Annotated in this window: 20 protein-coding genes; 5 read left to right on the top strand and 15 right to left on the bottom strand. The window is 67.2% G+C overall.

All coding sequences use genetic code 11. The features are described 5' to 3' along the window. The 5 genes from EV380_RS16585 to EV380_RS06715 all read right to left on the bottom strand — a co-directional run bounded on the left by EV380_RS16585 (position 1) and on the right by EV380_RS06715 (position 4,080). The gene (locus tag EV380_RS16585; protein WP_165391904.1) at positions 1-150 is read right to left on the bottom strand and encodes a hypothetical protein; all 150 of its coding nucleotides are present in this window, start codon (positions 148-150) and stop codon (positions 1-3) included. A gap of 35 nt (positions 151-185) precedes the next feature. Then, complete coding sequence (locus EV380_RS06700) at positions 186-1,127, bottom strand: type II secretion system F family protein (protein WP_130450225.1); 942 nt, start codon at positions 1,125-1,127, stop codon at positions 186-188. Then, on the bottom strand, positions 1,124-1,978 hold the full coding sequence (locus EV380_RS06705; protein ID WP_102157791.1) for a type II secretion system F family protein: 855 nt from the start codon (positions 1,976-1,978) through the stop codon (positions 1,124-1,126). The genes EV380_RS06700 and EV380_RS06705 overlap by 4 nt, the downstream gene beginning before the upstream one ends. Further along, positions 1,975-3,201: a TadA family conjugal transfer-associated ATPase gene (locus EV380_RS06710; RefSeq protein ID WP_130450227.1), complete on the bottom strand. Its 1,227-nt coding sequence runs from the start codon at positions 3,199-3,201 to the stop codon at positions 1,975-1,977. The genes EV380_RS06705 and EV380_RS06710 overlap by 4 nt, the downstream gene beginning before the upstream one ends. A gap of 429 nt (positions 3,202-3,630) precedes the next feature. Next, positions 3,631-4,080 (bottom strand): hypothetical protein, encoded by a 450-nt coding sequence (locus EV380_RS06715; RefSeq protein ID WP_130450229.1) that lies wholly within the window; start codon positions 4,078-4,080, stop codon positions 3,631-3,633. 274 nt (positions 4,081-4,354) lie between these two features. Here EV380_RS06715 and EV380_RS06720 point away from each other — a divergent pair, with 274 nt between their 5' ends. Then, positions 4,355-4,603: a WhiB family transcriptional regulator gene (locus EV380_RS06720; RefSeq protein ID WP_102157788.1), complete on the top strand. Its 249-nt coding sequence runs from the start codon at positions 4,355-4,357 to the stop codon at positions 4,601-4,603. A 129-nt stretch (positions 4,604-4,732) separates the two neighbouring features. Continuing rightward, on the top strand, positions 4,733-6,754 hold the full coding sequence (pknB, locus tag EV380_RS06725) for a Stk1 family PASTA domain-containing Ser/Thr kinase (RefSeq protein WP_130450231.1): 2,022 nt from the start codon (positions 4,733-4,735) through the stop codon (positions 6,752-6,754). On the opposite strand, the gene EV380_RS06730 is transcribed toward pknB, so the two are convergent. From EV380_RS06730 to EV380_RS06740, 3 genes are all read right to left on the bottom strand, one after another. Then, entirely contained in the window at positions 6,755-7,195 is a 441-nt protein-coding gene (locus tag EV380_RS06730) for a hypothetical protein (protein ID WP_130450233.1), read from the bottom strand. A gap of 75 nt (positions 7,196-7,270) precedes the next feature. After that, positions 7,271-8,668, bottom strand: coding sequence for a class II 3-deoxy-7-phosphoheptulonate synthase (locus EV380_RS06735; protein WP_180967256.1), 1,398 nt, complete (start codon positions 8,666-8,668; stop codon positions 7,271-7,273). 69 nt (positions 8,669-8,737) lie between these two features. Beyond that, complete coding sequence (locus EV380_RS06740; RefSeq protein ID WP_102157845.1) at positions 8,738-9,478, bottom strand: lysophospholipid acyltransferase family protein; 741 nt, start codon at positions 9,476-9,478, stop codon at positions 8,738-8,740. 144 nt (positions 9,479-9,622) lie between these two features. On the opposite strand from EV380_RS06740, the gene EV380_RS06745 reads away from it, so the two are divergent. Continuing rightward, positions 9,623-10,465, top strand: coding sequence for an alpha/beta hydrolase (locus tag EV380_RS06745; protein ID WP_242607525.1), 843 nt, complete (start codon positions 9,623-9,625; stop codon positions 10,463-10,465). Positions 10,466-10,561: 96 nt separating this feature from the next. Next, positions 10,562-12,355, top strand: coding sequence for an AMP-dependent synthetase/ligase (locus EV380_RS06750; protein WP_130450234.1), 1,794 nt, complete (start codon positions 10,562-10,564; stop codon positions 12,353-12,355). A gap of 23 nt (positions 12,356-12,378) precedes the next feature. Here EV380_RS06750 and EV380_RS06755 read toward each other — a convergent pair whose 3' ends face one another. Beyond that, positions 12,379-13,644, bottom strand: a complete 1,266-nt coding sequence (locus EV380_RS06755; protein WP_130450236.1) for a MinD/ParA family ATP-binding protein — start codon at positions 13,642-13,644, stop codon at positions 12,379-12,381. A 156-nt stretch (positions 13,645-13,800) separates the two neighbouring features. After that, on the bottom strand, positions 13,801-17,250 hold the full coding sequence (locus tag EV380_RS06760) for a pyruvate carboxylase (protein WP_130450238.1): 3,450 nt from the start codon (positions 17,248-17,250) through the stop codon (positions 13,801-13,803). Positions 17,251-17,501: 251 nt separating this feature from the next. Between EV380_RS06760 and EV380_RS06765 the strand changes: the two genes are divergently transcribed. Next, positions 17,502-18,332: a ParA family protein gene (locus EV380_RS06765; RefSeq protein WP_130452114.1), complete on the top strand. Its 831-nt coding sequence runs from the start codon at positions 17,502-17,504 to the stop codon at positions 18,330-18,332. A 104-nt stretch (positions 18,333-18,436) separates the two neighbouring features. On the opposite strand, the gene EV380_RS06770 is transcribed toward EV380_RS06765, so the two are convergent. The 5 genes from EV380_RS06770 to EV380_RS06790 form a co-directional block, all read right to left on the bottom strand. Then, positions 18,437-19,033, bottom strand: a complete 597-nt coding sequence (locus EV380_RS06770) for a MerR family transcriptional regulator (RefSeq protein WP_102157782.1) — start codon at positions 19,031-19,033, stop codon at positions 18,437-18,439. Between the two features lie 189 nt (positions 19,034-19,222). Further along, positions 19,223-19,711, bottom strand: coding sequence for a bifunctional nuclease family protein (locus EV380_RS06775; protein WP_102157781.1), 489 nt, complete (start codon positions 19,709-19,711; stop codon positions 19,223-19,225). Between the two features lie 76 nt (positions 19,712-19,787). Then, positions 19,788-20,534, bottom strand: coding sequence for a transcriptional regulator FtsR (ftsR, locus tag EV380_RS06780; RefSeq protein WP_130450240.1), 747 nt, complete (start codon positions 20,532-20,534; stop codon positions 19,788-19,790). Positions 20,535-20,554: 20 nt separating this feature from the next. Beyond that, complete coding sequence (locus EV380_RS06785) at positions 20,555-21,013, bottom strand: FHA domain-containing protein (RefSeq protein WP_102157779.1); 459 nt, start codon at positions 21,011-21,013, stop codon at positions 20,555-20,557. 209 nt (positions 21,014-21,222) lie between these two features. Continuing rightward, positions 21,223-22,128 (bottom strand): alpha/beta hydrolase fold domain-containing protein, encoded by a 906-nt coding sequence (locus EV380_RS06790; RefSeq protein ID WP_130450242.1) that lies wholly within the window; start codon positions 22,126-22,128, stop codon positions 21,223-21,225. Between the last annotated feature and the right edge of the window lie 56 nt (positions 22,129-22,184).

A 22,184-nucleotide genomic window follows, 5' to 3' on the forward strand; every position in this document is an offset into this window, starting at 1 on the left:
TTAGGTACGCGTCATGAGCGTGATCATGACCCATCCCGGGACGTCACCGCGTTCTTCGCGGCGGACGCGCTCGGTCAAAACGAGGACGAAGGTCATCGAGGCAATGAGGACTGCGTGGCCGAGGCCGCCCTGTTTGATGAGGTTCTTCATGGTTTATCTCCTGGTGGGTGTGATGCTTGCTTGGTCTAGAGGTTGAGGTCGATCAGGGACAAGCCCGGGTAGACAGCGAACACGATGGTCAAGGGAAGGACCCCGAAGACGACGGGAGCCAGCATCCCGATCTCCTTCTTGCCGGCCGTCTCCATCAGTTCGCGCTTCGCCGCGTCACGGACGTCCTGGGCTTGGGCACGGACGACTTCGGCGATCGGCGTCCCGCGTTCGACCGCCACGGTCAACGCGTCAACAAATCGCGTCATCGCTGAAAGCTCGACCCGGTCGGACATCCGGTTGAGCGCGGTTGTCAACGGCGTCCCGGACCGCAGGTCGGCCAGGGTGAGCTGAAATTCGTCCGCCAGGTCGCCCTCCACGATGCGCGAAATGCGCTCGACCGCGCCCGTCGTACTCTCTCCTGCGGCGACAGCGAGCGCGAGCAGCTCCGCCACGCTGGGGAACTGGCTGAGGATCCGCCGGCTCCGGCGCTGGATCTGCTCCCCGAGATACCACTCACGCAGCAAGTATCCCGAGACGGTCGCGACGACGACCAAGATCGTCGCCACGAACCAGTGCGTCTGCCCGGCGACGGTGCCGAACACAGCCCAGGTAAGCGAGAGCAGTAGACCGAAGCCGGCCCAGCCGAGCTGAGACGCTCGGAACTCCGTCGTCGTCATCCGCAGCCCCGCCTTGCGTAAACGCGCCTGCAAATTGCCGCTGACCGGGTTGATCCTGTTGACCCACGCCGTGATGTCCCCGAGAACGGGGCCGAAGAGGGTACTGATCGGCCCGAGTGCCGCCTCCCGTGGCTCCCCTCCCCCGAGCAGCCGGGACCTGGCCACGTTCGACCGCAGCTGCGGGGCGACCCGGTCCGCGAAGGTGACGACGCGCATTGCCGGCATGCGGACGAAGACCAGCCAGAGGCCGGCCCCGAGCGCACAGCCGACAGCGAGCGACCACGTCAGGATCTGGCTCATTTGATCACCCGCTCTTCTTCCGGCAGGGACCCGATGCGCAGCATGACGCGGTAGCAGATCAGGGAGACGACCAGGCCGCCGAGCAGGACGCCGACACCCGTCCACGAAGAGTATGCGGCAACGGCCTGAGGTTGCATGGAGAGCAGCAGGAGGATGGCCCACGGTGCGCCGACGGCCAAGCGGGCGGCGTTGACGGTCCAGGACTGCCGCGCTTCGAGCTCGCCGCGGGTACGCGCACTCTCACGCAGGAAGCTGCTCAAGGTGGACAGCATCTGCCCCAGGTCGGAACCGCCGACCTCGCGGGTGATGCGCAGGGCGGTAATGATCTTGTCAGCGACCGGATCGGCGAGCCGGTAGCGCAAGCGCTCCGCAGCGTCGTTGAACCGGCCGCTGGCCCGATAGTCGAGGGCGAATTCTCGAAAGTGTGGCTGCAGATCTGCGGGCCCCTGCGTACTGAGTTGCGCGAGCGCATCCGGCAGCGGCAGGCCGGCGCGGATGGCCGACCGCAGATGGTCGACGACCTCGGGCCATTGCTCGCGCAGGGCCGCCGCGCGCTTTCCGGCGCGCCAGCGAAGCACCGCCCACGGAATCGCCGAACCGAAGGAACCGAAGAGGACCGCCATAATCGGCGAGGTCGTCGCGAGCAGGACGATGAACGCGCAGACAACGCCGCAGATCGCCGTTGCGGTGATGAATCCGCGCTGGGAAAGATTCTGGATTCCGGAGCGCAGGATGAGCCGCTCGACGCGGCTCGACGCACGCACCCGGGCAGCCGCCTCGGGGACCACCCACGCCGAACGCCAGACGAGGAAGAATCCCATGCCGAGCGTGAGGCCGAGCAGGAGGCTCACGCCAGGACCTCCACCAGTCCGGCGACGTCGACACCGGCCCGCTCGAGCTTGTCATGCGCCAGCTCCGCATTGTTGTTGACGACAAGTTCCCCGCCGACCCGGTGGAAGAGCTGCGAGGTTTCGATCACGCCGTTCTCCACGCGCTGTCCGAGTTTGACGATCTCGGAGACCTGTCGATGGCCACCGGCCGTACGCTCGCAGTGGACGACGAGGTCGATGCTGGTCGCGACGGTCGGCACGACGAACTGTGCCGAAATGTTCTCGCCGGCCAGCAGCGGAAGAGTGCAGATCTTGGTGATGGCGTCGCGCGCGCTGTTCGCGTGGATGCTGGCCATCGCGGGGAGACCGGCGTTCATCGCGATCAGCATGTCCAGCGATTCCGCCTCGCGGACCTCACCGATGATGACGCGGTCGGGACGCATGCGCAGAGCCTCCTTGACGAGGCGGCGCATGGTGATTTCGCCCCCGCCTTCGAGGTTGGCCTGCCGGCACTGCATCGCGACGACGTCGCGGCGGTTCACCTGGAGTTCAAAGATCTCCTCGATGGTGACAACACGTTCGCGCACGCCAATGGCGGACGTGAGGCAGTTGAGCATCGTGGTCTTGCCGGCCTGCGTCGCGCCGGAGACGAGCACGTTCATGCCGCTCGAGATGGCGGCCTGCAGGTACTGAGCCGCCGAGGGGGTCAGAGACCCGAGGTCGACGAGTTGGTCGATGCGCTGGGCCCGAGCAACGAACTTTCGAATGTTGACCGACCAGTGCCGGCGGGTGATGTCGGGAATCACGACGTGCAGGCGCGAACCGTCAGGGAGCGCAGCATCGACGAACGGTGAAGACAGGTCCAACCGCCGCCCGGAAGGCTTGAGCATCCGCTCGACGAGCGTCTCGACCTGCTCGTCCGACAACCGGATGGACGTCAGCTCACTCGTACCGCCACGCGCGCAGAAGACCTGAGTCGGGCTGTTGATCCAGATTTCCTCGATAGTCGGGTCGTCCAGAAGTGGCTGCAGCGGGCCGAAGCCAGCAACCGCGTCGAACACCTCACGGTTGACTTCGTCGAGTGCCCCGAGCTGCGGCAACGTGCCGCGCATCGATCGTTCGTCGTAGTCCCGCACCGCTTCGTAAACGATGCGACGGACCTCATTGCTCTCACGCGCGGGATCTAATCCGCGCAGCCGAATGACTTCGCGGACTTCCTCCTCGACAATTCGAACTCCGTCCACCGCGAGACTTCCCTTCAGATCGGCTGGCGCTCCGTGTCAGCCCATGTGGAAATAACAACCAATTAGGCATAACAGAGGCTATCCAGCATGAGGTGGCAATACCAACCGCATCTGAGGAATTGTGGATAACTTTCGTCATTCGCAGCCCCGCCAACAGCGGGCGATCCCATCGCGGGAGGGCGCCAGAACGAGTACTGCCTCACCCGCGCCGAGCGGAGCTAAGCGCGCCCGGAAGGCCAGATGACGGAATCCTGACCGGGCCATCCTCAGGCCCGAAACACCTGCCGGACAGGCGCCGCCCGGTCGGCCGGCACGGCAAATGCGAGATCGGCGCCCCGCACTGGCGAAAATCGTGAGCCGTCCGTCACGCATGCGGCCTGTGGACGACCGCCCCGAGGCCAGCCCGCCTCGGCGAGTGGACCGCGGACGCTATGTGCGACCGAGCTTTTCGGTAGCAGCCAGGTGCCGCATCGTCGCGCCACTGAACACCAGCAGGATCCCCACCGCCGCGGGCACGAGCAACGCCCAGCCGAACACCGTCGTCGTCGTGGAATTGCCTGGATTAACCATGGGCACGGCAAGGATGATCTGAAAGACCTGCCACACCACGATCGCCGCCCTCGTCCAGGCCCGGCCACGGGCGAAGCTCAACCCGACCCACACCTGCCAGGCGGCCGCGCCAAGCATGACCAGCAGGAGGAACAGCCTCCCGGGCAGACCCACGGGGCCGGGCTGGCCGAGCTGCGCAGCATGCGCAACGGCAACCCCCAGAACGGCCAGCGCCTCGAGGAGGACGATGGCCACCACGACAACCACGGCCGCAGGGCGCACTCGAGGGCCGTGGCCCTCCCGATTCTCGGCGTCAAAGGATTCGGTCATGCAAATACCCTACCGACCCGACGATGCGGTCACGGCAGCCCTTCCGCCGGGCGGGCACCCTATGCCATGGTTGTGATGAAGACCTCATCGTCACGCGCCATTTTCTCTTGTTAGACCCTTGTTTACGTATCCGTAACGTGACAATCTTGATTGGCAGCCTACGGATACGGCCTTTTGTGCTCAAATACGTTCGCCGCACCTCGGAACCGCTCGGGCGACCGCCTGCAGGATTCTGACCTCATACTTCACCCCACACCAAGGAGCATCATCAAGCATGGATTGGCGTAGTCGCGCGGCCTGCCTGGAAAAGGACCCGGAGCTTTTCTTCCCCGTCGGGAACACGGGCCCGGCCTTGCTCCAGATTGAAGAGGCCAAGAGCGTGTGCCGCACGTGCGAGGTGATCGACACCTGCCTGCAGTGGGCCATCGAGAGTGGCCAGGATGCCGGCGTCTGGGGCGGCATGAGCGAAGACGAGCGCCGCGCCCTCAAGCGCCGCGCAGCACGCGCCCGGCGCGCTTCCTAACAGAACCGGCCGACGACGGCGGGCCGCCCCACTCTCCGGGGCGACCCGCCGTCGCTGTTTCCACCTCCCCCGCCCTACCGCGCCACCGCGTTGATCCGCAGGAATCCTGCACCGAGTCGCTACGATCGGATGGTGGCAGCACAGGGAAGCGACCCCCTTTTCGGGGCAACGATCGATGGCCGGTACCGGGTGGACTCCCGTCTGGCCCGCGGCGGCATGTCCACCGTGTATCTGGCCACTGACCAGCGACTTCACCGGGAGGTCGCCCTTAAAATCCTGTACCCGCATCTGGCCCAGGACCCGAAGACTGTCGAGCGCTTCGAGGACGAGGCCATCAACGCGGCCAAACTCTCGCACCCGCACGTGGTGAACGTGCTCGATCAGGGAATCGACGGCGAGAACGCCTACCTGGTGATGGAGTACGTGCGCGGACAGACCCTGCGCCACGTACTGCGCGAACATGGTCGACTCGCCCCGCGGCACACGCTGAAACTCATGGACGCCGTGGTGGAAGGTCTCTCCGCCGCGCACGACGCCGGTCTGGTCCACCGCGACATGAAGCCGGAGAACGTGCTTCTGACCAAGGACGGGCGCGTCAAGGTGGCGGACTTCGGTCTGGCCCGCGCCGCGAGCAACAACACCTCCTCGGGCACGCTCGTGGGCACCGTCGCCTACATCTCCCCCGAGCTGGTCACGGGCGAGCCAGCTGACGAGCGAAGCGACATCTACGCTGTCGGCATCATGTTGTTCGAGCTCCTCACCGGGCGGCAGCCGTTCACTGCCGAGCTGCCCATCAACGTCGCATTCAAACACGTCAACGAGGCTGTGCCCGCCCCTTCCACGGTCGTCCCGGGCCTAGCCACCGACCTCGACGAGCTAGTCGAGTGGTGCACCGCGAAGAATCCCGAGAACCGTCCGCACGACGCCGGCGCGCTTCTGGGCGAACTCCGGCACATCGCCAGTTCCTTGACCGACGCGCAGCTCGACCTGGGGACCGGAACTTCCGCCGCGGACACCGTTGTCGTCGGCCCTCCAGTGGCGGAGAGCGGCGCCACCGAGGTCATTGCCGCGCGAAGCGACGCAACCACGGTGATCCCGGCCCACAAAGATGCAACCCGCGCGTTGGACGTTCCCTCCCCTGCTTCGGCGCCCGAAGAGGTCACGACGGCAGCACCCTCGGCCCGCGCGGCCCGGCGAACCGCCAAGCGCGAGCGGAAACAGTGGAAGAAACAGGCCCAGATCCCCCTGGAGACTCTAGAGTCGCACCCGCGGCGGCGCGCATGGCTGTGGGCGGTGCTGGTGCTCGTACTGGCGGCTGTGCTTGGCACGGCTGGCTGGTTCTTCGGCATGGGCCCCGGCGCTCAGGTCACCGTTCCCGTCCTCCAAGGCCGGCCGGCCGCGGAGGCGGCGGCAGAGCTGACCGCCCTCGGCGTCGATTCGGCGCGTTCCGACGTCTACGACGACAAGCTCGACGAAGGCCTGGTCGTAGGCACGAACCCACCCGCGAACAACGCGATCCGCCGCTACCAGGACGTCGAGCTCATCGTTTCCCGCGGTCCGGAGCTCTTTGCCGTCCCCAATATCCGCGGGCGGACGCAGGACGACGCCGAGAACGCCATCAGTCGCGCCGAACTGGTTACAGGCAAGGTCGAAGAGTCCCACGATGAGTCGATTGCCGCTGGGGAAGTGCTGGACCAAGAACCTGCGGCCGACGAACAGGTACGCCGCGGCACCGAGGTCTCCTTCGTCGTCTCACTCGGCCCGGCCCCGGTCGACGTACCCGACGTCACGGGCGAAACACGAGACGCGGCCGATCGACTGCTGACGGCCGCCGGGCTCGCGGGTGCGACGGACGGCGAAGAGTTCAGCACCTCCGTGCCGAAGGGCCACGTCATCTCCCAGGATCCCGCGAAGGGCAAGCTGGAGCGCGGCGGCACGGTTTCGTACATCGTCTCCAAGGGCCCGCGGATGATCGACGTCCCGAACTTCGTCGGCCAGCAGGCCAGCACTGCCGAGGCCGAGCTGAAGGAGCTGGGGTTCGACGTCGAAGTCGAGAAGATCCTCGGCGGCTACTTCGGCACCGTGCGCGACCAGGACCCCGCAGACGGCAGCGCGGCCGAAGGTTCGACGATCACGATAACTGTGGTCTGATCAGTCCTCGGCGTCGTCCTGCGGCAGGTCCAGCAGGGGCCGGCCGTCGGCGAGGATCGTCACCTGCCGCGAAACGTGCCGCTCGCCCGTGGTCATCACGACGTCGACGACGGCTGCCGAACCGTTCCAGGCGTAGGACTCGATCGTTTCGACGTCCGGGTAAGCCCGGTGGATGTTGCGCTGAAGGTTCTCCCCGGCCGTCGTCAGGCCAGCCAGCCCGAACCCGGCGAAGACCACCGTCGCCGCGACGAGAGCGCCGCCGACGACGGCCTCGATCCGGATGCTGCTGCGGAGCGCGTAGGTGCGGCGCCCCTCGGCCTCGCGACGGAATCGGATCCACCGGGCCAGGGCGTGCAGGCACAGCGGCAGCGCGGCCAGCACGAACAGTATCGCCACGGAGACCTGCAGCATCGGTGTGAGGTAGTCCACGTCGAGATACATGGTTGCACCCTACAACGACGGCGTCCGGCGCCCCACAGCGGGGCGCCGGACGCCGTCGTACGGAATGGTTCGCTGTCAGCCGCGCGGACCGCGGGCGGCCAACGCGCCCGAGACGAGGAAGGCCATCTCGAGGGACTGCCGGTGGTTGAGGCGTGGATCGCAGAGCGACTCGTAGAGGTCGTCGAACTGCTCCTCACGGATCGGGTCGGCTCCGCCGAGGCACTCGGCGACGTCGTCGCCCGTCATCTCCACGTGCAGGCCGCCGGCGACCGTCCCGAGGCTGTCGTGGACTTCGAAGAATCCGCGGACCTCGTCCATGACGTCGTCGAACCGGCGGGTCTTGTAACCGTTGGCGCTCGTGACCGTGTTGCCGTGCATCGGGTCCGTCACCCAGACGACCTCCGCGCCGGAGGCGGTGACCTTCTCGACGAGGTTCGGCAGCTTCTCGCGGATGTTCTGCGCGCCCATGCGGGAGATGAAGGTCAAGCGGCCCGGCTCGCGGGTGGGGTCCAGCTTGTCGATCAGAGCGAGAGCGTCGTCCGGGGTCGTCGTCGGGCCGAGCTTGACGCCGATCGGGTTGCGCACGCGCGAGAGGAAATCAACGTGCGCCCCGTCCAGTTCGCGGGTCCGCTCACCGATCCACAGGAAGTGGCCGGAGGTGTCGTAGGGCTGGCCCGTGCGAGAGTCCGTGCGTGTCAGCGGGCGCTCGTAGTCGAGCAGCAAGGCCTCGTGCGCGGCAAAGAACTCGGTCCGCTTGAGCGCCTCGAAGTCGGCACCGCACGCCTCCATGAAGCGCACCGCGCGGTCAATCTCCGCAGCGAGGGACTCGTACTGCTTGTAGGCCGGGTTGGCGCGGAAGCCCTGGTTCCACTGGTGCACGGCGCGCAGGTCGGCGAAGCCGCCCTGCGTGAACGCCCGAATCAGATTCAGGGTCGAGGCCGATGTGTGGTACGCCTGCACCATGCGTGCCGGGTCATGCCGGCGGGACTCCTCGGTGAAGTCGTAGCCGTTGACGATCTCGCCGCGGAAGGCCGGCAGCGTCACGCCATCGCGAGTCTCCATGTCGGAGGAGCGCGGCTTGGCGAACTGCCCGGCCATGCGCCCCATCTTGATCACGGGCATCGAGGCGCCGTAGGTCAGCACCACGGACATCTGCAGGATCGTCTTGACGCGGGCACTGATCCGGTCGGCGGTCGCTCCTTCGAAGGTCTCGGCGCAGTCACCTCCCTGCAGCAGGAAGGCGCGGCCCTTCGCCGCCTCGGCCAGGCGTTCGCGGAGAATGTCGACCTCTCCGGCAAAGACCAGTGGCGGCAAAGATGCCAGCTCGTCGACGGCACGCCGATGCTCGTCGGTGCCGCTCCAGCTCGGCTGCTGTTTGATCGGCAGCTCGCGCCAGGCGTCGAGCCCGGGGTCAGTCGCAGGGCCAGGGACAGGCGCCGTCAACGGCGCGGATTCGGTTCCAGTCTCGCTCACAACTACCAGAGTAGAACCCAACCGGGCCCGGCCCGTACTTCGGTCCGTAATATGGGCACCACACGCGGTTCAGGCCGCGTCCGCACCGCCGCGGTCGACCCGCGCGGCCTTCGCCGCTGCCGCCTTGCGCTCGGCCGCAAGCTGATTCTTGACCGTGGTGGCGTAGACGTCCGCATACTCCTGCCCCGACAGGCGCATGATCGCGTACATGATCTCGTCCGTCACCGAGCGCTGCACAAAGCGGTCGTCTTCGAGGCCCGCGTAGCGCGAGAAATCCAGCGGTTCGCCGATGATCATGCCGACGCGCCGGATGTTCGGCACCGTCTTGCCGATCGGCTGAACCTTGTCCGTGCCGATCATCGCGATGGGAATCACGGGCACGCCGGTCGCCAGAGCCAGCTTCGCGACCCCGAGTTTACCCCGGTAGAGCCGGCCGTCCGGGCTGCGGGTGCCCTCGGGGTAGATGCCGAGGAGATTTCCGTCGAGGAGCGTCTTCTCCCCTGCGCCGAGCGACTGCTCGGACGCCTTGCCACCCGAACGGTCCATGGGCAGCTGATTCGTCATGCGGAAGAACGCCGCGGTGACCTTGCCCTTCAATCCGCGCCCCGTGAAGTAGTCGCTCTTGGCCAGAAACACGACAGGCCGTTCCACTTCGACCGGGAGGAACACCGAGTCCGAGACGGAGAGATGGTTGCTGGCCAGGATGGCCCCGCCTTCGGCCGGCACGTTGTCGAGCCCCTTCACCCACGGCCGGAACAGCATCTTCACCAACGGTCCGATAAAGAGCCGCTTCATCACCCAATAGAACACGGGGTTCGCCTTCCGCCAGTTGTTCGCGTGGCGCCCGGTCCGGCGCAGGCCGGATGACGAGCGGCAGTCGTCTAGGCTCTACTTTAGGCACAACCCAGCCGCGGGTGCTCCCCGCGTCCGATTCGCTTCTCTCTCAGGAGTCCCATGAGCGCATCATCGAACCCGATCCAGCCCCGGGCGACGGACGACGACGGCGTCCCGCCTCCGCGTCTCTCGCACCTGCCCGCCTCGCTGACCGCACCCGTCATGGCCCGCCCGACTTCCGGAAAGCGGCCCGGGGTCGCCGCCCTCGTCATCCACGGCTTCACCTCCTCCCCCGCGAGCATGCGACCGTGGGCCGAGTTCCTGCTCGACGCCGGATACGCGGTGAGCCTGCCCGTACTGCCCGGGCACTGCACGAGTTGGCCCGATCTCGCACGCACTCCGTGGTCGGCCTGGCGAGCCGCCGTCAGGACCGCGTTCGACGAGCTCCAACGCAACCACGACCGGGTCTACGTCTGCGGCCTGTCGATGGGCGGCGCGCTGGCCCTCGATCTTGCTGCCCGCCGTTCGCCGGCGGGGCTGGCACTGGTGAACCCTGCGCTCACGTTCGCGAACCCGACCGCACACGCCGCCCGCGCCCTCAAGCTGGGCATCCGGTCGGTCGCCGCTATCGCCAATGACATCGCACGGCCCGGGCAGGATGAGCAGGCCTACGCGCGAACGCCGATGGCCGCCGTAGACCAGCTGGGGCGGCTCATGCGGCAGACGACCGCGACCCTGCCGCAGGTGACCGCGCCGACGATCGTGTTCCGCTCCGCGATCGACCACGTGGTCCCCGAGACAAGCGTGGCCGTTCTGCAGCGCCGACTGGGCACGCCCCCGAGCCAGCGACACATCGTACGCCTGGAGAAGAGCTTCCACGTCGCAACGCTCGACCACGACGACGAGCGCATCTTCTCCGAAACGCTGAGATTTTTCGATGCCGCTGCGGCGCTTCGCGACTGATCAGCCGCGAAACTTGTTACTATTCAGTAGCACTGTGATGTACGCCACGACCGTGGCGTATCATCAACACCAAGACAACTCACTAGGGAGGGTCCCGTGCGCGAGAAGAGCGTTGCCCCACTGATCGTCAGCCCCTCGGACACCAACATCACCGACTTCGTCCTCCGCCAGGAGGAGAGCCCCGAGAATCTGGCCCTCTTCTCCGTGCCCACGGAGAACGACGCCTGGCGCGACATCACCGCGCGGGACTTCGGTGCCGACGTTCGCAAGGTAGCCAAGGGCTTGATCGCCTCGGGCATCGTACCGGGCGCGCGCATCGGCATCATGTCCCGCACGCGTTACGAATGGGTGCTCGTCGATTTCGCGATCTGGTTCGCCGGTTGCGTTTCGGTACCCGTCTACGAAACGTCCTCGCCCTCGCAAGTCGCCTGGATCCTCGGTGATTCCGAGGCCGCGGCCGCGTTCGTCGAGTCCGGACGCCACGAGAACATCGTCCGGCAGGCCGCGCAGCAGGAGCAGCTCCCGGTCGAACACGTCTGGCAGCTCGAGAACGATGGACTCGATGCGCTGCGCGAGGCTGGTGCCGGAGTCTCCGACGAAGACCTCGAGGCCCGGCGCGCCTCGCTCGGGCTCGACTCGCTGGCCACGATCATCTACACCTCGGGCACAACCGGTCGCCCGAAGGGTTGCGAGCTGACCCACTCCAACTTCGTCGAGCTCTCCGCGAACGGGGTCGCCTCCCTGAAATCGGTGGTGTACCCGGGGTCCTCGACCCTCATGTTCCTACCGCTGGCTCACGTCTTCGCCCGGTTCATCTCCGTACTGGCCGTGGCCGCCGGCACGAGGGTCGGGCATACGCCGGACGTCAAGAACTTGCTGCCCGATCTGCAGAGCTTCGCACCGACGTATCTCCTGGCCGTGCCGCGGGTCTTCGAGAAGGTGTACAACAACTCGATGCTCAAGGCCGAGGACGCAGGAAAGGGCAAGATCTTTCATGCGGCCGCCGACACGGCGATTGCCTGGTCCCGGGCACAGGAGAACGGCGGGCCGGGCCTGCTGCTCGACCTCAAGCACAAGCTGTTCGACAAGCTGCTCTACAGCAAGATCCGCGCGGCCATGGGCGGCAAGGTCACCCACGCCGTCTCGGGCGGCGCGCCGCTCGGTGAACGACTCGGACACTTCTTCCGCGGCCTCGGCGTAACGATCCTCGAGGGCTACGGCCTGACGGAGACCACAGCCCCGATCACGGTGAACACGCCGGACCTCATCAAGGTCGGCACGGTCGGGGCGCCGCTTCCAGGCAACTCCGTGAAAATCGCCGACGACGGCGAGATCCTCGCCAAGGGCGTGTGCGTCATGCGCGGGTATTACAAGCGCGACGATCTGACGGCCGAGGCGATCCGCGACGGATGGTTCCACACCGGAGATATCGGGCAGCTGGACGACGACGGCTGCTTGCGGATCACGGGGCGCAAGAAGGAGATCCTCGTGACCGCCGGCGGCAAGAACGTCATCCCGGCCCAGCTCGAGGACAGGATCCGCTCCCACGCGATCGTCTCCCAGTGCGTCGTCATCGGGGACCAGAAACCGTTCATCTCGGCGCTGGTCACGATCGACGAAGAAGCGCTGCCCGGCTGGCTCCAGCGTCACGATCTGGGATCCGTGGGCGTCGCTGAGGCTGCCAAGCTCCCGCAACTGCACGAAGAGATCGAGCGGATCGTGGCGCAGGCCAATGAACAGGTCTCGAAGGCCGAGGCGATCAAGCAGTTCCGGATCGTGCCGTCCGACTTCACAGAGGAGTCCGGACACCTGACACCCTCGATGAAGATCAAGCGCGCCAAGGTCATCACGGACTACGCGGACGTCATCGACGACATCTACTCCTCGTAGCCCCCCTCCTGCGCGGCGCCCTGTCAGCGGGCGTCGCGCAGTTCGTCGACGACGAGCGCGGCCAGCTCCATGACGGCCTCGCGGGTGGTCGGACGCAACCGCTCCAGGGAGACCTCGGATCCCTCCGCCAAGTGCGGGTCGTACGGGAGGCGCACCACCGAGTCGACCCGGCTCGCGAAGTGGGCCTCGATCTCGTCGACGTCGACTCCGCGGGCAAGTCCTGCGGACTGGTTGATCACGACGATCGCGTTGCGCGCAAGATCCTGCCGTCCGTGCGCTTCGAGCCACGACAGGGTCTCGGAGGCCAGCCGCGCCTCGTCCACGCTCGCGCCCGAGACCAGGACGACCATGTCCGACTTCTCCAGCGAGCCCTGCATGACCGAATGCACCATTCCGGTGCCGGAGTCCGTGAGCACGATCGAGTAGAACTTTCCCATCAGTTCGGTGACCGCACGATAGTCGGAATCGTCAAAGGCCTCGGCGACGTGCGGGTCCGTATCAGAGGCCAGCACGTGCAGGCGGGACCCCTGCCGGGCCGCGTACTGCGAGATCTTGGCGAAAGAATCGACGAGGTATCGATTCTGAACGAGCTGGCGTGCCGTGAAGATCGCCTGTCCTGGCGAACGGTCGCTGAGCGTGCCGCGATCCGGGTTCGCGTCGAGTGCCGCGATCCGGTCCTCTCGCACCTCGGCCAGAGCCATGCCCAGCAGCGTCGTCGCCGTCGTCTTACCAACGCCACCCTTGCGGGAGAGCACGGTCACGTACTTGGTCCCGCCGCTCAGCTGAGCCTTGATGGCGTTCTCGCGAAGCCGTCGCAGGCGTACCGCGTCGGAGTCCCCGACGTTCACCCGACCGAGAGTCGCCTGATAGAGCCATCGTCGCCACCCCGCGGCTGGCGCACGGTCGCGCGGTGCGAGAAGTCGGTCGGCGGTAAGCGCCGCCGCGGGTTCCGGCGTTGCAGAGCCGCCAGCGCCCGTGGCATGCCCGTTTTCGACCGGCTCGTCGGCGTCGGCACTATCATCCAAGCCAGAAGGTTCCCCGAGGGCATCACGTGCCGGGAACCGAGTCGCATCACCGGCAGCCTCCTCCGGCGTGCGGAAATTCATCGCATCCATCGGAGCGTGTCCTGCCGGGCCGGGCCCCACGACGGTGTCGGCGTCCTCCTGCCGCCCGGTCCGCGGTGCCACGACCCCGGCCGCGGTCGTTTCGTCGATTTCGCCGGAGGCCTCCGCCTGTCCCGACTCCTCCGGCTCTTCGTCGGACCGCTGATTCTGCGACTTCTCGCTCATGTCGCCCTCTCGCTCGTGGGATCACTGCCTGATCGGCTAGTCGCTCAGCACACACCCTAACCCACGGACGCTAACGCCCGCCGGGCCGGCCCCGTGGAAGGAACCGGCCCGGCGGGCGTGCGCTGCGGACCGTGCCGCGCCGTGGTGCGGGTGTGATCAAGCCGGGTCGATCACGATCAGAAGATCACCACCATCCACCGGGGCCGTCCCGTTGATTGCGACCCGAGACACCGTCCCCGCGACCGGGGACGTGATCGCCGCTTCCATCTTCATCGCCTCGATCGTCGCGACCGTCCCGCCGGCCTCGACCACATCCCCGACGGCAACCGTCGCCGTCACAGCACCGGCAAACGGTGCCGGAACATGCCCGGGATCAGCCGGATCGGCCTTCTCCGCAACCTTCACCGTCGACTCGACATTCCGGTCCCGCACCGTGATCTGCCGCATCTGCCCATTGAGCGTGCACATCACCGTGCGCATGCCCTTCTCATCAGGCTCGCCGATCGCCTGCAGGGTGACGAGCAGGCGCACGCCCTTGCCGAGACTGATCACATGCTCAGCCGCCGGCGTCAGCCCGTACAGGTAGTCTCTGGTGCCGAGGACGGACACGTCCCCGTACTGGGCGCGGAGGGTCTCGAAGTCACGGCTCGGGCCCGGGAAGAGGAGCCGGTTCAGAGTCGACCGGCGCGCGGCCGAGTCGGCCCGGAGCGCCTGCGAGTCCTCGGGCTCGAGCTCTTCGAGGCGGACCTTGATGTTCCGGCCCTGCAGGGCCTTGGAGCGGAACGGCTCCGGCCAGCCTCCGGGCGGGTCTCCAAGTTCACCGGAGAGGAACCCGATGACGGATTCGGGGATGTCGTAGGCCTGCGGGTTCGCCTCGAACTCGGCCGGGTCGACGCCGGCGCCGACGAGCTGCAGAGCGAGGTCGCCAACGACCTTCGAGGACGGGGTGACCTTCACCAAGCGGCCCAGAATCGCGTTCGCGGCCGTGTACATGTCCTCGATGGCCTCGAACCGCTCCCCCAACCCCAACGCGATCGCCTGCTGGCGCAGGTTCGAGAGCTGACCGCCGGGGATCTCGTGCCGGTAGACACGCCCGGTGGGGCCTGCGAGGCCGGACTCGAACGGCGCGTACATAGCGCGCACCGCCTCCCAGTACGGCTCCATGGCCGCGGCGGCGCCCAGGTCCAGTCCGGTGTCCCGCTCGGTGTGCTCGAGCGCGGCGACGAGCGCTGACATCGAGACCTGGCTGGTGGTGCCGGCCATCGAGGCGACGGCGGTATCCACCGCGTCCACGCCGGCGTCGATCGCCGCCATGATGGTGGCCAGCTGTCCGCCGGCGGTGTCGTGGGTGTGCAGGTGCACGGGCAGGTCGAACTCGGCGCGAAGCGCCGAGACCAGCTGGCGGGCAGCCGCGGGCCGCAACAGCCCGGCCATGTCCTTGATCGCGAGGATGTGGGCTCCGGCGTCGACGATCTGCCGGGCCAGCGACAGGTAGTAGTCCAGCGTGTACAGCTTCTCGTCCGGGTCCGTGAGGTTGCCCGTGTAGCAGAGGGCGACCTCCGCCACGGCAGTGCCCGTCTTGCGGACGGCGGCGATGGCCGGGGCCATCTGGCTGACGTCGTTCAAGGCATCGAAGATCCGGAAGATGTCGATGCCGGTGGCCGCGGCCTCGGCCACGAATGCATCCGTGACCTCGGTGGGGTACGGCGTGTACCCGACCGTATTCCGACCGCGCAAGAGCATCTGCAGCGGGATATTCGGCAGTTCGGCCCGCAGCAGCTCGAGCCGGCGCCACGGGTCTTCACCCAGGAAGCGCAGTGCGACGTCGTAGGTCGCCCCGCCCCAGACCTCCATGGAGAACAGCCCCGGCAGCGTGTGCGCCATAGCGGGTGCGGCGGCGAGCAGGTCGCGGGTGCGCACGCGGGTGGCCAGCAGGGACTGGTGGGCGTCGCGGAAGGTCGTATCGGTCACCGCGACGGCGCCGGCGGAGCGCAGGTGAGCGGCGAAGCCCTCCGGGCCCCTCTCCAGGAGCACCTGCCGCCAGCCGGCGGGAGGAACGGCGCCGGCCGGTCCGTCGAACGGGCTGCGCTCGGGCTGCTCGGACTTGTCCCCGGGGAATCGCGGAAGTTTCTGGCGGGGATCGATGCCGTCGATCCGCTCGCCGTGCGGCTTGTTGACCGTGACCTCGGCCAGGTAGGTCAGCGCCTTGGTGCCGCGGTCCTGCGACCGGTTCCCTACCAGCAGGTCCGGCCGCGCATCGATGAAGTCGGTGGCGACGTCTCCGGCGACGAACTGCGGGTCGTCCAGCACGTTCATCAGGAACGGGATGTTCGTCGCAACGCCGCGGATGCGGAACTCGGCCAGTGCGCGGCGGGCACGCCGGACGGCCATCTCGTAGTCGCGGCCGCGGCAGGTGAGCTTGACCAGCATCGAGTCGAAGTGCGGGGAGACTTCGGCGCCGGTAAAGACGGTGCCGCCGTCGAGCCGGACGCCGGAGCCGCCGGCAGAACGGTACACACTGATCGTGCCAACGTCCGGGCGGAAGCCATTGGCCGGGTCCTCGGTGGTGATGCGGCACTGCATGGCCGCGCCGCGGATGCGAAGGTCCTCCTGGCGGATGCCGATCTGCTCCAGCGTCTCGCCGGCGGCGATGCGCATCTGCGAGGACACGAGGTCGACGTCGGTAATCTCCTCGGTGACCGTGTGCTCGACCTGGATGCGCGGGTTCATCTCGATGAACACGTGCTGCCCGGCCCGCTCGCCGACCGTGTCCACGAGGAACTCCACGGTGCCCGCGTTCTGGTAGTTCAGCGCCTTGGCGAACTTCACCGCGTCCGCGTACAGGGCCTGGCGGATGTCCTCGTCCAGGTTCGGCGCCGGAGCGATCTCGATGACCTTCTGGTGCCGGCGCTGCAGCGAACAATCCCGCTCGAAGAGGTGAACCACGTTGCCTTCGCCATCGGCCAGGATCTGCACCTCGATATGACGCGGACGCAGCACTGCCTGCTCCAGGAACACTGTCGAGTCGCCGAACGCGGTCCCGGCCTCGCGCATCGCCGCCCCCAAGGACTCCACGAAGTCCTCACGCACATCGACCCGCCGCATGCCACGCCCGCCACCACCGGCAACAGCCTTCACGAAGATGGGGAAGCCGATCCGGTCCGCCTCCGCGACCAGATACTCGACATCATCGCTCGGCTCCGAAGACTCCAACACCGGGATCCCCGCCCGCCGGGCAGCCCGCAACGCCTCGACCTTGTTCCCGGCCAGCTTCAACACATCAGAAGTGGGCCCCACGAAAGCGATGCCCGCGTCCGCCGCCGCCCGCGCCAACTCCGGATTCTCCGACAGGAACCCGTAGCCCGGATAGATCGCGTCCGCCCCCGACTCGCGCGCGACCCGGATCACCTCGTCGACGTCGAGATACGCCCGCACCGGGTGCCCCTCGACACCGATCTGGTACGACTCGTCCGCCTTCTGACGATGAATCGAGCCACGATCCTCGTACGGGTACACCGCGACCGTCTTCGCGCCCAGCTCCACCGCGGCCCGAAAACCACGGATCGCGATCTCGCCACGATTGGCAACCAATACCTTCTTGAACATGATGCTCCTGAAATCAACGGGGGCAGGACCCGAGGGGCCGGGGTCATCGACGCGCCTCGCACCCGGACACGTCTTCGTGTCCACGACTTCGTCAAGGCTACCGTGACCCATCCCACGTGGGGCAATCTTTCGTCTCCGGACTACTCCCCGCCTCCTTTCAGGGTGGCGTTGGGGTCTGCCGGGCAAAGCCCCGTATGATTGACCGGGTACGTTGCGGAAGTCAAGACACAGAAGGGGACGTGGTCGGTTCCGTGCAGGTTGTGAGCATCAGCAGTCTCAAAGGCGGGGTCGGGAAGACGTCCGTAACATTGGGTCTGGCGTCTGCGGCGTTGGCCGCCGGCACTCCGACTCTCGTCGTGGATCTGGACCCCCATGCCGACGCCAGCACCGGCCTCGGCGTCGCTCTGTCCGACCCCCAGCAGGAGGTCGGCCGGCAGATCAAGGCAGGCCGCCGCGGCGATCTGGAAGCGCACGCGGCCGTGAGCCCGTGGACCCAACGCGGCAAGACCGCACAGGGTGCAGTGCTCGACGTGGCCGTCGGCGGGGCCTTCGGCACCGTGTATGACCGCCCGGACCTGCGCAACCGCGATCTGCGGCGGCTGAAGTCCCTGCTCGAGAAGACGTCGAAGTACCAGCTCGTACTCATCGACTGCCCGCCCTCGCTCAACGGGCTGACCCGCATGGCGTGGACGGCCAGCCATCAGGCGGTTCTCGTCGCCGAGCCGAGCCTCTTCTCCGTCGCAGGAACCGAGCGCACGATGCGTGCACTCGACATGTTCCGCAACGAATTCAACACGGGACTCAACTCCATCAACGTGGTCGCCAACCGCTTCCGCGACACGTCGACGGAACAGCGCTTCCGGCTTTCCGAGATGCGGCGCATGTTCGGCTCCCAGCTGTTGACCCCGGTCCTTCCGGATCAGGCCGACTGGCAGCAGATTCAGGGCGCCGCATACTCTGTGCACCAGTGGCCCGGCGAATCCGCGCGGACCACGGCCACGCACTTCGACCAATTGCTCAAGGGCCTCAGCGGAACGTCGGGCGCGGCCAAGCGCTCGCGCGTTCGCACATCGGCGCCCTAGGCCCTCCGAGGACGCGGCTCGCCGCCCGCGAGACCAACAGAACACGACGACGCCGGCACCCGATCGGGCGCCGGCGTCGCGTTGTGTCTGATGGAGTGCAGCGGCTAGCTGGCGGTCGCTTTCTTAGCTGCGCGGCGACGGCTCAGCTCGTCTTCGGGAAAACTCTCCTCCGCGGCGGCGTGCTCGCTCGGCAGCTCGGAGAGGCTGCCCTCCACCTCGCGCCAGACGCGGCCGACGGCGATGCCGAAGACACCCTGGCCGCCCTGGACCAGATCGATGACCTCGTCTGCGGACGTGCACTCGTAGACGGAGGCGCCGTCGGACATGAGGGTGATCTGGGCGAGATCCTCGACGCCACGCTCACGGAGATGGCCCACGGCGGTGCGGATCTGCTGAAGTGACACGCCCGTGTCGAGTAGACGCTTGACGACCTTGAGCACGAGAATGTCACGGAAACTGTAGAGGCGCTGGCTGCCTGAGCCGTGCGCACCGCGTACCGCGGGTTCCACGAGGCCGGTGCGGGCCCAATAGTCCAGCTGGCGGTAGGTGATTCCTGCCGCCTTGCAGACGATCGGGCCACGGTAGCCCGCATCTTCGTCGAGAACCGGGAGGTCCTCCGTGAACAGCAAGCCCTGGGCATGCCTGGCGGCCGTGGCAGCATGGCTGCCCGGCTCGGCGCGGTGATCGCTTGTCGGACTCACGTGAACCCTCCTTGTCATGGCTCCCCGTGGGGAAGTGCTCGTGCAACACCGGCACAAAGGACGCCTCCATCCATTGTGCCGACGATTCGCCGCGCGAGGCAATGAGAACCTTAGCTCCGACGCTACGGGGCGAGGGGGGTCCGGTCAATGACCTTCAAGTTTAACTTGAGGGCGTGTCGCGGCCGCCCATCACTTGTCGAAGTCCTCTGGTTCGATGTCCGCCAGAAACTCCCGGAACTCCCGTACCTGCTCCTCGTTCTGCTCGCTGGGCTCCCCCGACTCGTCGCCGGAGACCAACACGCCAGCTTCCTCGACGACTTGTTCCGCGCAACGCAGCGGAGCCCCGGTACGCAGGGCCAACGCAACCGCGTCGGACGCCCGCGAATCCACTTCCGCACCATTGGACAGCACGATGCGGGCATAGAAGACGGCATCTTGGACGTCGACGATCTTGACCTCCGAGACCTCCTGCCCCGCTGCCTGAATGATTCCGACCATCAGATCGTGAGTCATCGGCCGCGGGGTCGTGATCCCCTGCAGACTCATGGCGATCGCGGATGCCTCCGGCGCGCCGATCCAAATGGGCAGGTGCCGCTCGCCGTCGTGTTCCTTCAGGAGGATCAGCGGCTGGTTCGAGGGCAACTCGATACGTACCCCTACAACGTCGATGTCCATCATGCGTGCCTCCCTGCAGTCCGCCAGCGGCCATTGCCGCCGGCCCGGACCCGGAACGAGTCGTGCCGGTACTACAAGACTAGTGATCCAGCTTCGAAATGGCACCCTGTACGAGGGCGGTGTGCAGCGCGAGGCACGCGTCACTGATCTCGCGGGCTGTTTCCGCGGCGTGGGCGCGCGACGACACGGTCTTGCGAGAGCTCACGGGCGCAATGGCACGCTCGACGAGCCCCAGTTCGCGATCGGCAGCCGTCCGGAAGGCCCGCAGGTGCCGCGGCTCGATGCCGAAGCCTGCCAGCTTCACTGCGGAGGCGACGACGCGGGCGCTGTGCTCATTGAATCGGTCTCCGTCGGATTCGATCAGGCCGAACGCCAACAGCTCCTCGACGAGCTCGTCACTGGCCCCGCTGCCCCCGATGAGCTCGGAGCGCGTCAGATCGCGGGTGTGGCCGGAGAGCTCCTGGGCGAGCTGCTCACTCACGCTGCGGGGGGCGAGTTTGAGCCCGCCGGGCAACTGCTCGGGGCGCTCGCCTCGATCGACCGCATCGAGATAGTCCTTGATGACCTTCAGCGGCAGGTACTGGTCTCGTTGGAGGGCCAGGATGAAGCGCAGCCGGTCGATATCGCCGGGAGTGTACTTGCGATAGCCGGCAGCGGTCCGCTGCGGGGTGATGAGGCCCTTTTCCTCGAGGAAGCGGATCTTGGACGCGGTGATCTGCGGGAAATCGTCCGAGAGCTCTGAGAGCACCTCGCCAATATTGAGCACCTGCGGGCGCACCGGCTCACCGGCGGTGGTTTGCCGGCGTGCGTTTGCGGATGAAACCAACGTGGAAAGTCCTGTAGTCCCTAGGAGGCCTGCGCGCCTGCATAGAAGGTGAGTCGGAACTTTCCGATCCTCACCTCAGCGCCCGTGCGCAACGCAACGGCGTCGACGCGGTCGTGGTTGACGTAGGTCCCGTTCAGGCTTCCGGCGTCCGCGACGTCGAAGCCCGACTCCGTGCGGCGGAACTCCGCGTGCCGGCGCGAGACGGTGACGTCGTCGAGGAAAATGTCGGCCTCCGGGTGACGGCCGGCGGTCGTGACTTCCTCGTCGAGCAGGAAACGCGCGCCGCGGTTGGGTCCATCGTGCGCGATGAGCAGAGCGGATCCACCGGGAAGTGCCGCAACGGCCTCGCGTTCCTCGGTCGACAGGGTGTGAGCGACCGCGGGGGCCTCCGGTGCTGGCGGCAGACTGATGTTGGTCGTCTCAGTCGCCCGCTCCGCCGGCGTCTGTGTCGACTCGCCCAGATCCTCGTGACCACCCATGGCGTCTCCTCCTCAATCACGCTGTAAAACCTCAGCTCAACGCGGCTACACTGCTCCGCGTCGACTGCCGGGTTTGCTTCTTCAAGCCTATCCCAAGTTAATCATGTCGTTATCACTTCGTGCACGCCACATCCTGAGAAAAAGCGTGAATTTCAAAGCCGCCGCCAGGCGTTGGGCTCGCAGGTCCCCCTCGATCCAGCGACAGCGGGCTAGTCCGACAGCCAGGACGCGAGGTGGTCGATGCCCTGCCCGAACGCCTGCTCTGCCGGCCGGTTCATGAATCCATGCCTCGTTCCGGCAACGACTTCATAACGTACGCCGGTCCCCGCAGCCCGCAGTTCGTCGGCGAAGGCCGCGCCGGAAGCGCGAAGCGCGTCGTGATCGGCGTCGAGCACAAGCGTGCGCGGGAATCCGGCGAGGTCGTGCCCGCCCGGGAACGCGTAGGCCTCACCGAGGGCCGCGTCTCCGCCAGCGTAGTTGCGATTCATCAGGTGCACTCGCGTTGCCGTGAACTGGCCCTCGGCCCACGGGCCGAGCAGCGCAGCGCGGAGGTCCTCCGGAATGGGCGGCAAGGCCGCGTGGACTGTCGGGTAGACGAGCGCGAGCCCGTTCGGGGCCGGCCCACTGCCGCGCAGCATGGACCACGTGGCTGCCGCGGCGAGGCACGCGCCAGCACTCGCCCCGCCGATCGCCACCGGGCGCCCGAGCTCGTTGCGCACGTGGCGGTAGGCGTCGACGACGTCGTCGACGGGTATCGGGTAGCGCACGGCGTCCGGGCTCGCCGCGTCACCACCCTCCCACTCGGGGGCGAGTCGGTAATCGATCGCGACGACGTCGTTACCGCGGGAGGCCACTGCGGCGGCCACCGCGTGCGACTCGAGCTGATCCAGCCCGCCATGGCAAAAGGCGCCGCCGTGCGCCCAGACGAGTGCGCTCCCGGCGTTGCCGAAGGCGCGCCCGGCGTTGCCGAAGGCGCGCCCGGCGGGATTGTACGTGCGGATCGGGATCTCGCCGTGGCGCCCGGCAACGACGCCGTCGCGCACCTGGACCTTCCCGGTCAGGCGCGCGACGGCGTCCTCTTCCCGCGTGCGTTCGGCGGCTGCCGCTTCCGTCATCTCGGTCTCCTGTGGCTCGGCTCACGTCGAGTCGAATCTACTGGATCCCTGCCGCG

The sequence above is a fragment of the Zhihengliuella halotolerans genome (genome assembly GCF_004217565.1).
In the GTDB taxonomy this organism is placed as follows: domain Bacteria; phylum Actinomycetota; class Actinomycetes; order Actinomycetales; family Micrococcaceae; genus Zhihengliuella; species Zhihengliuella halotolerans.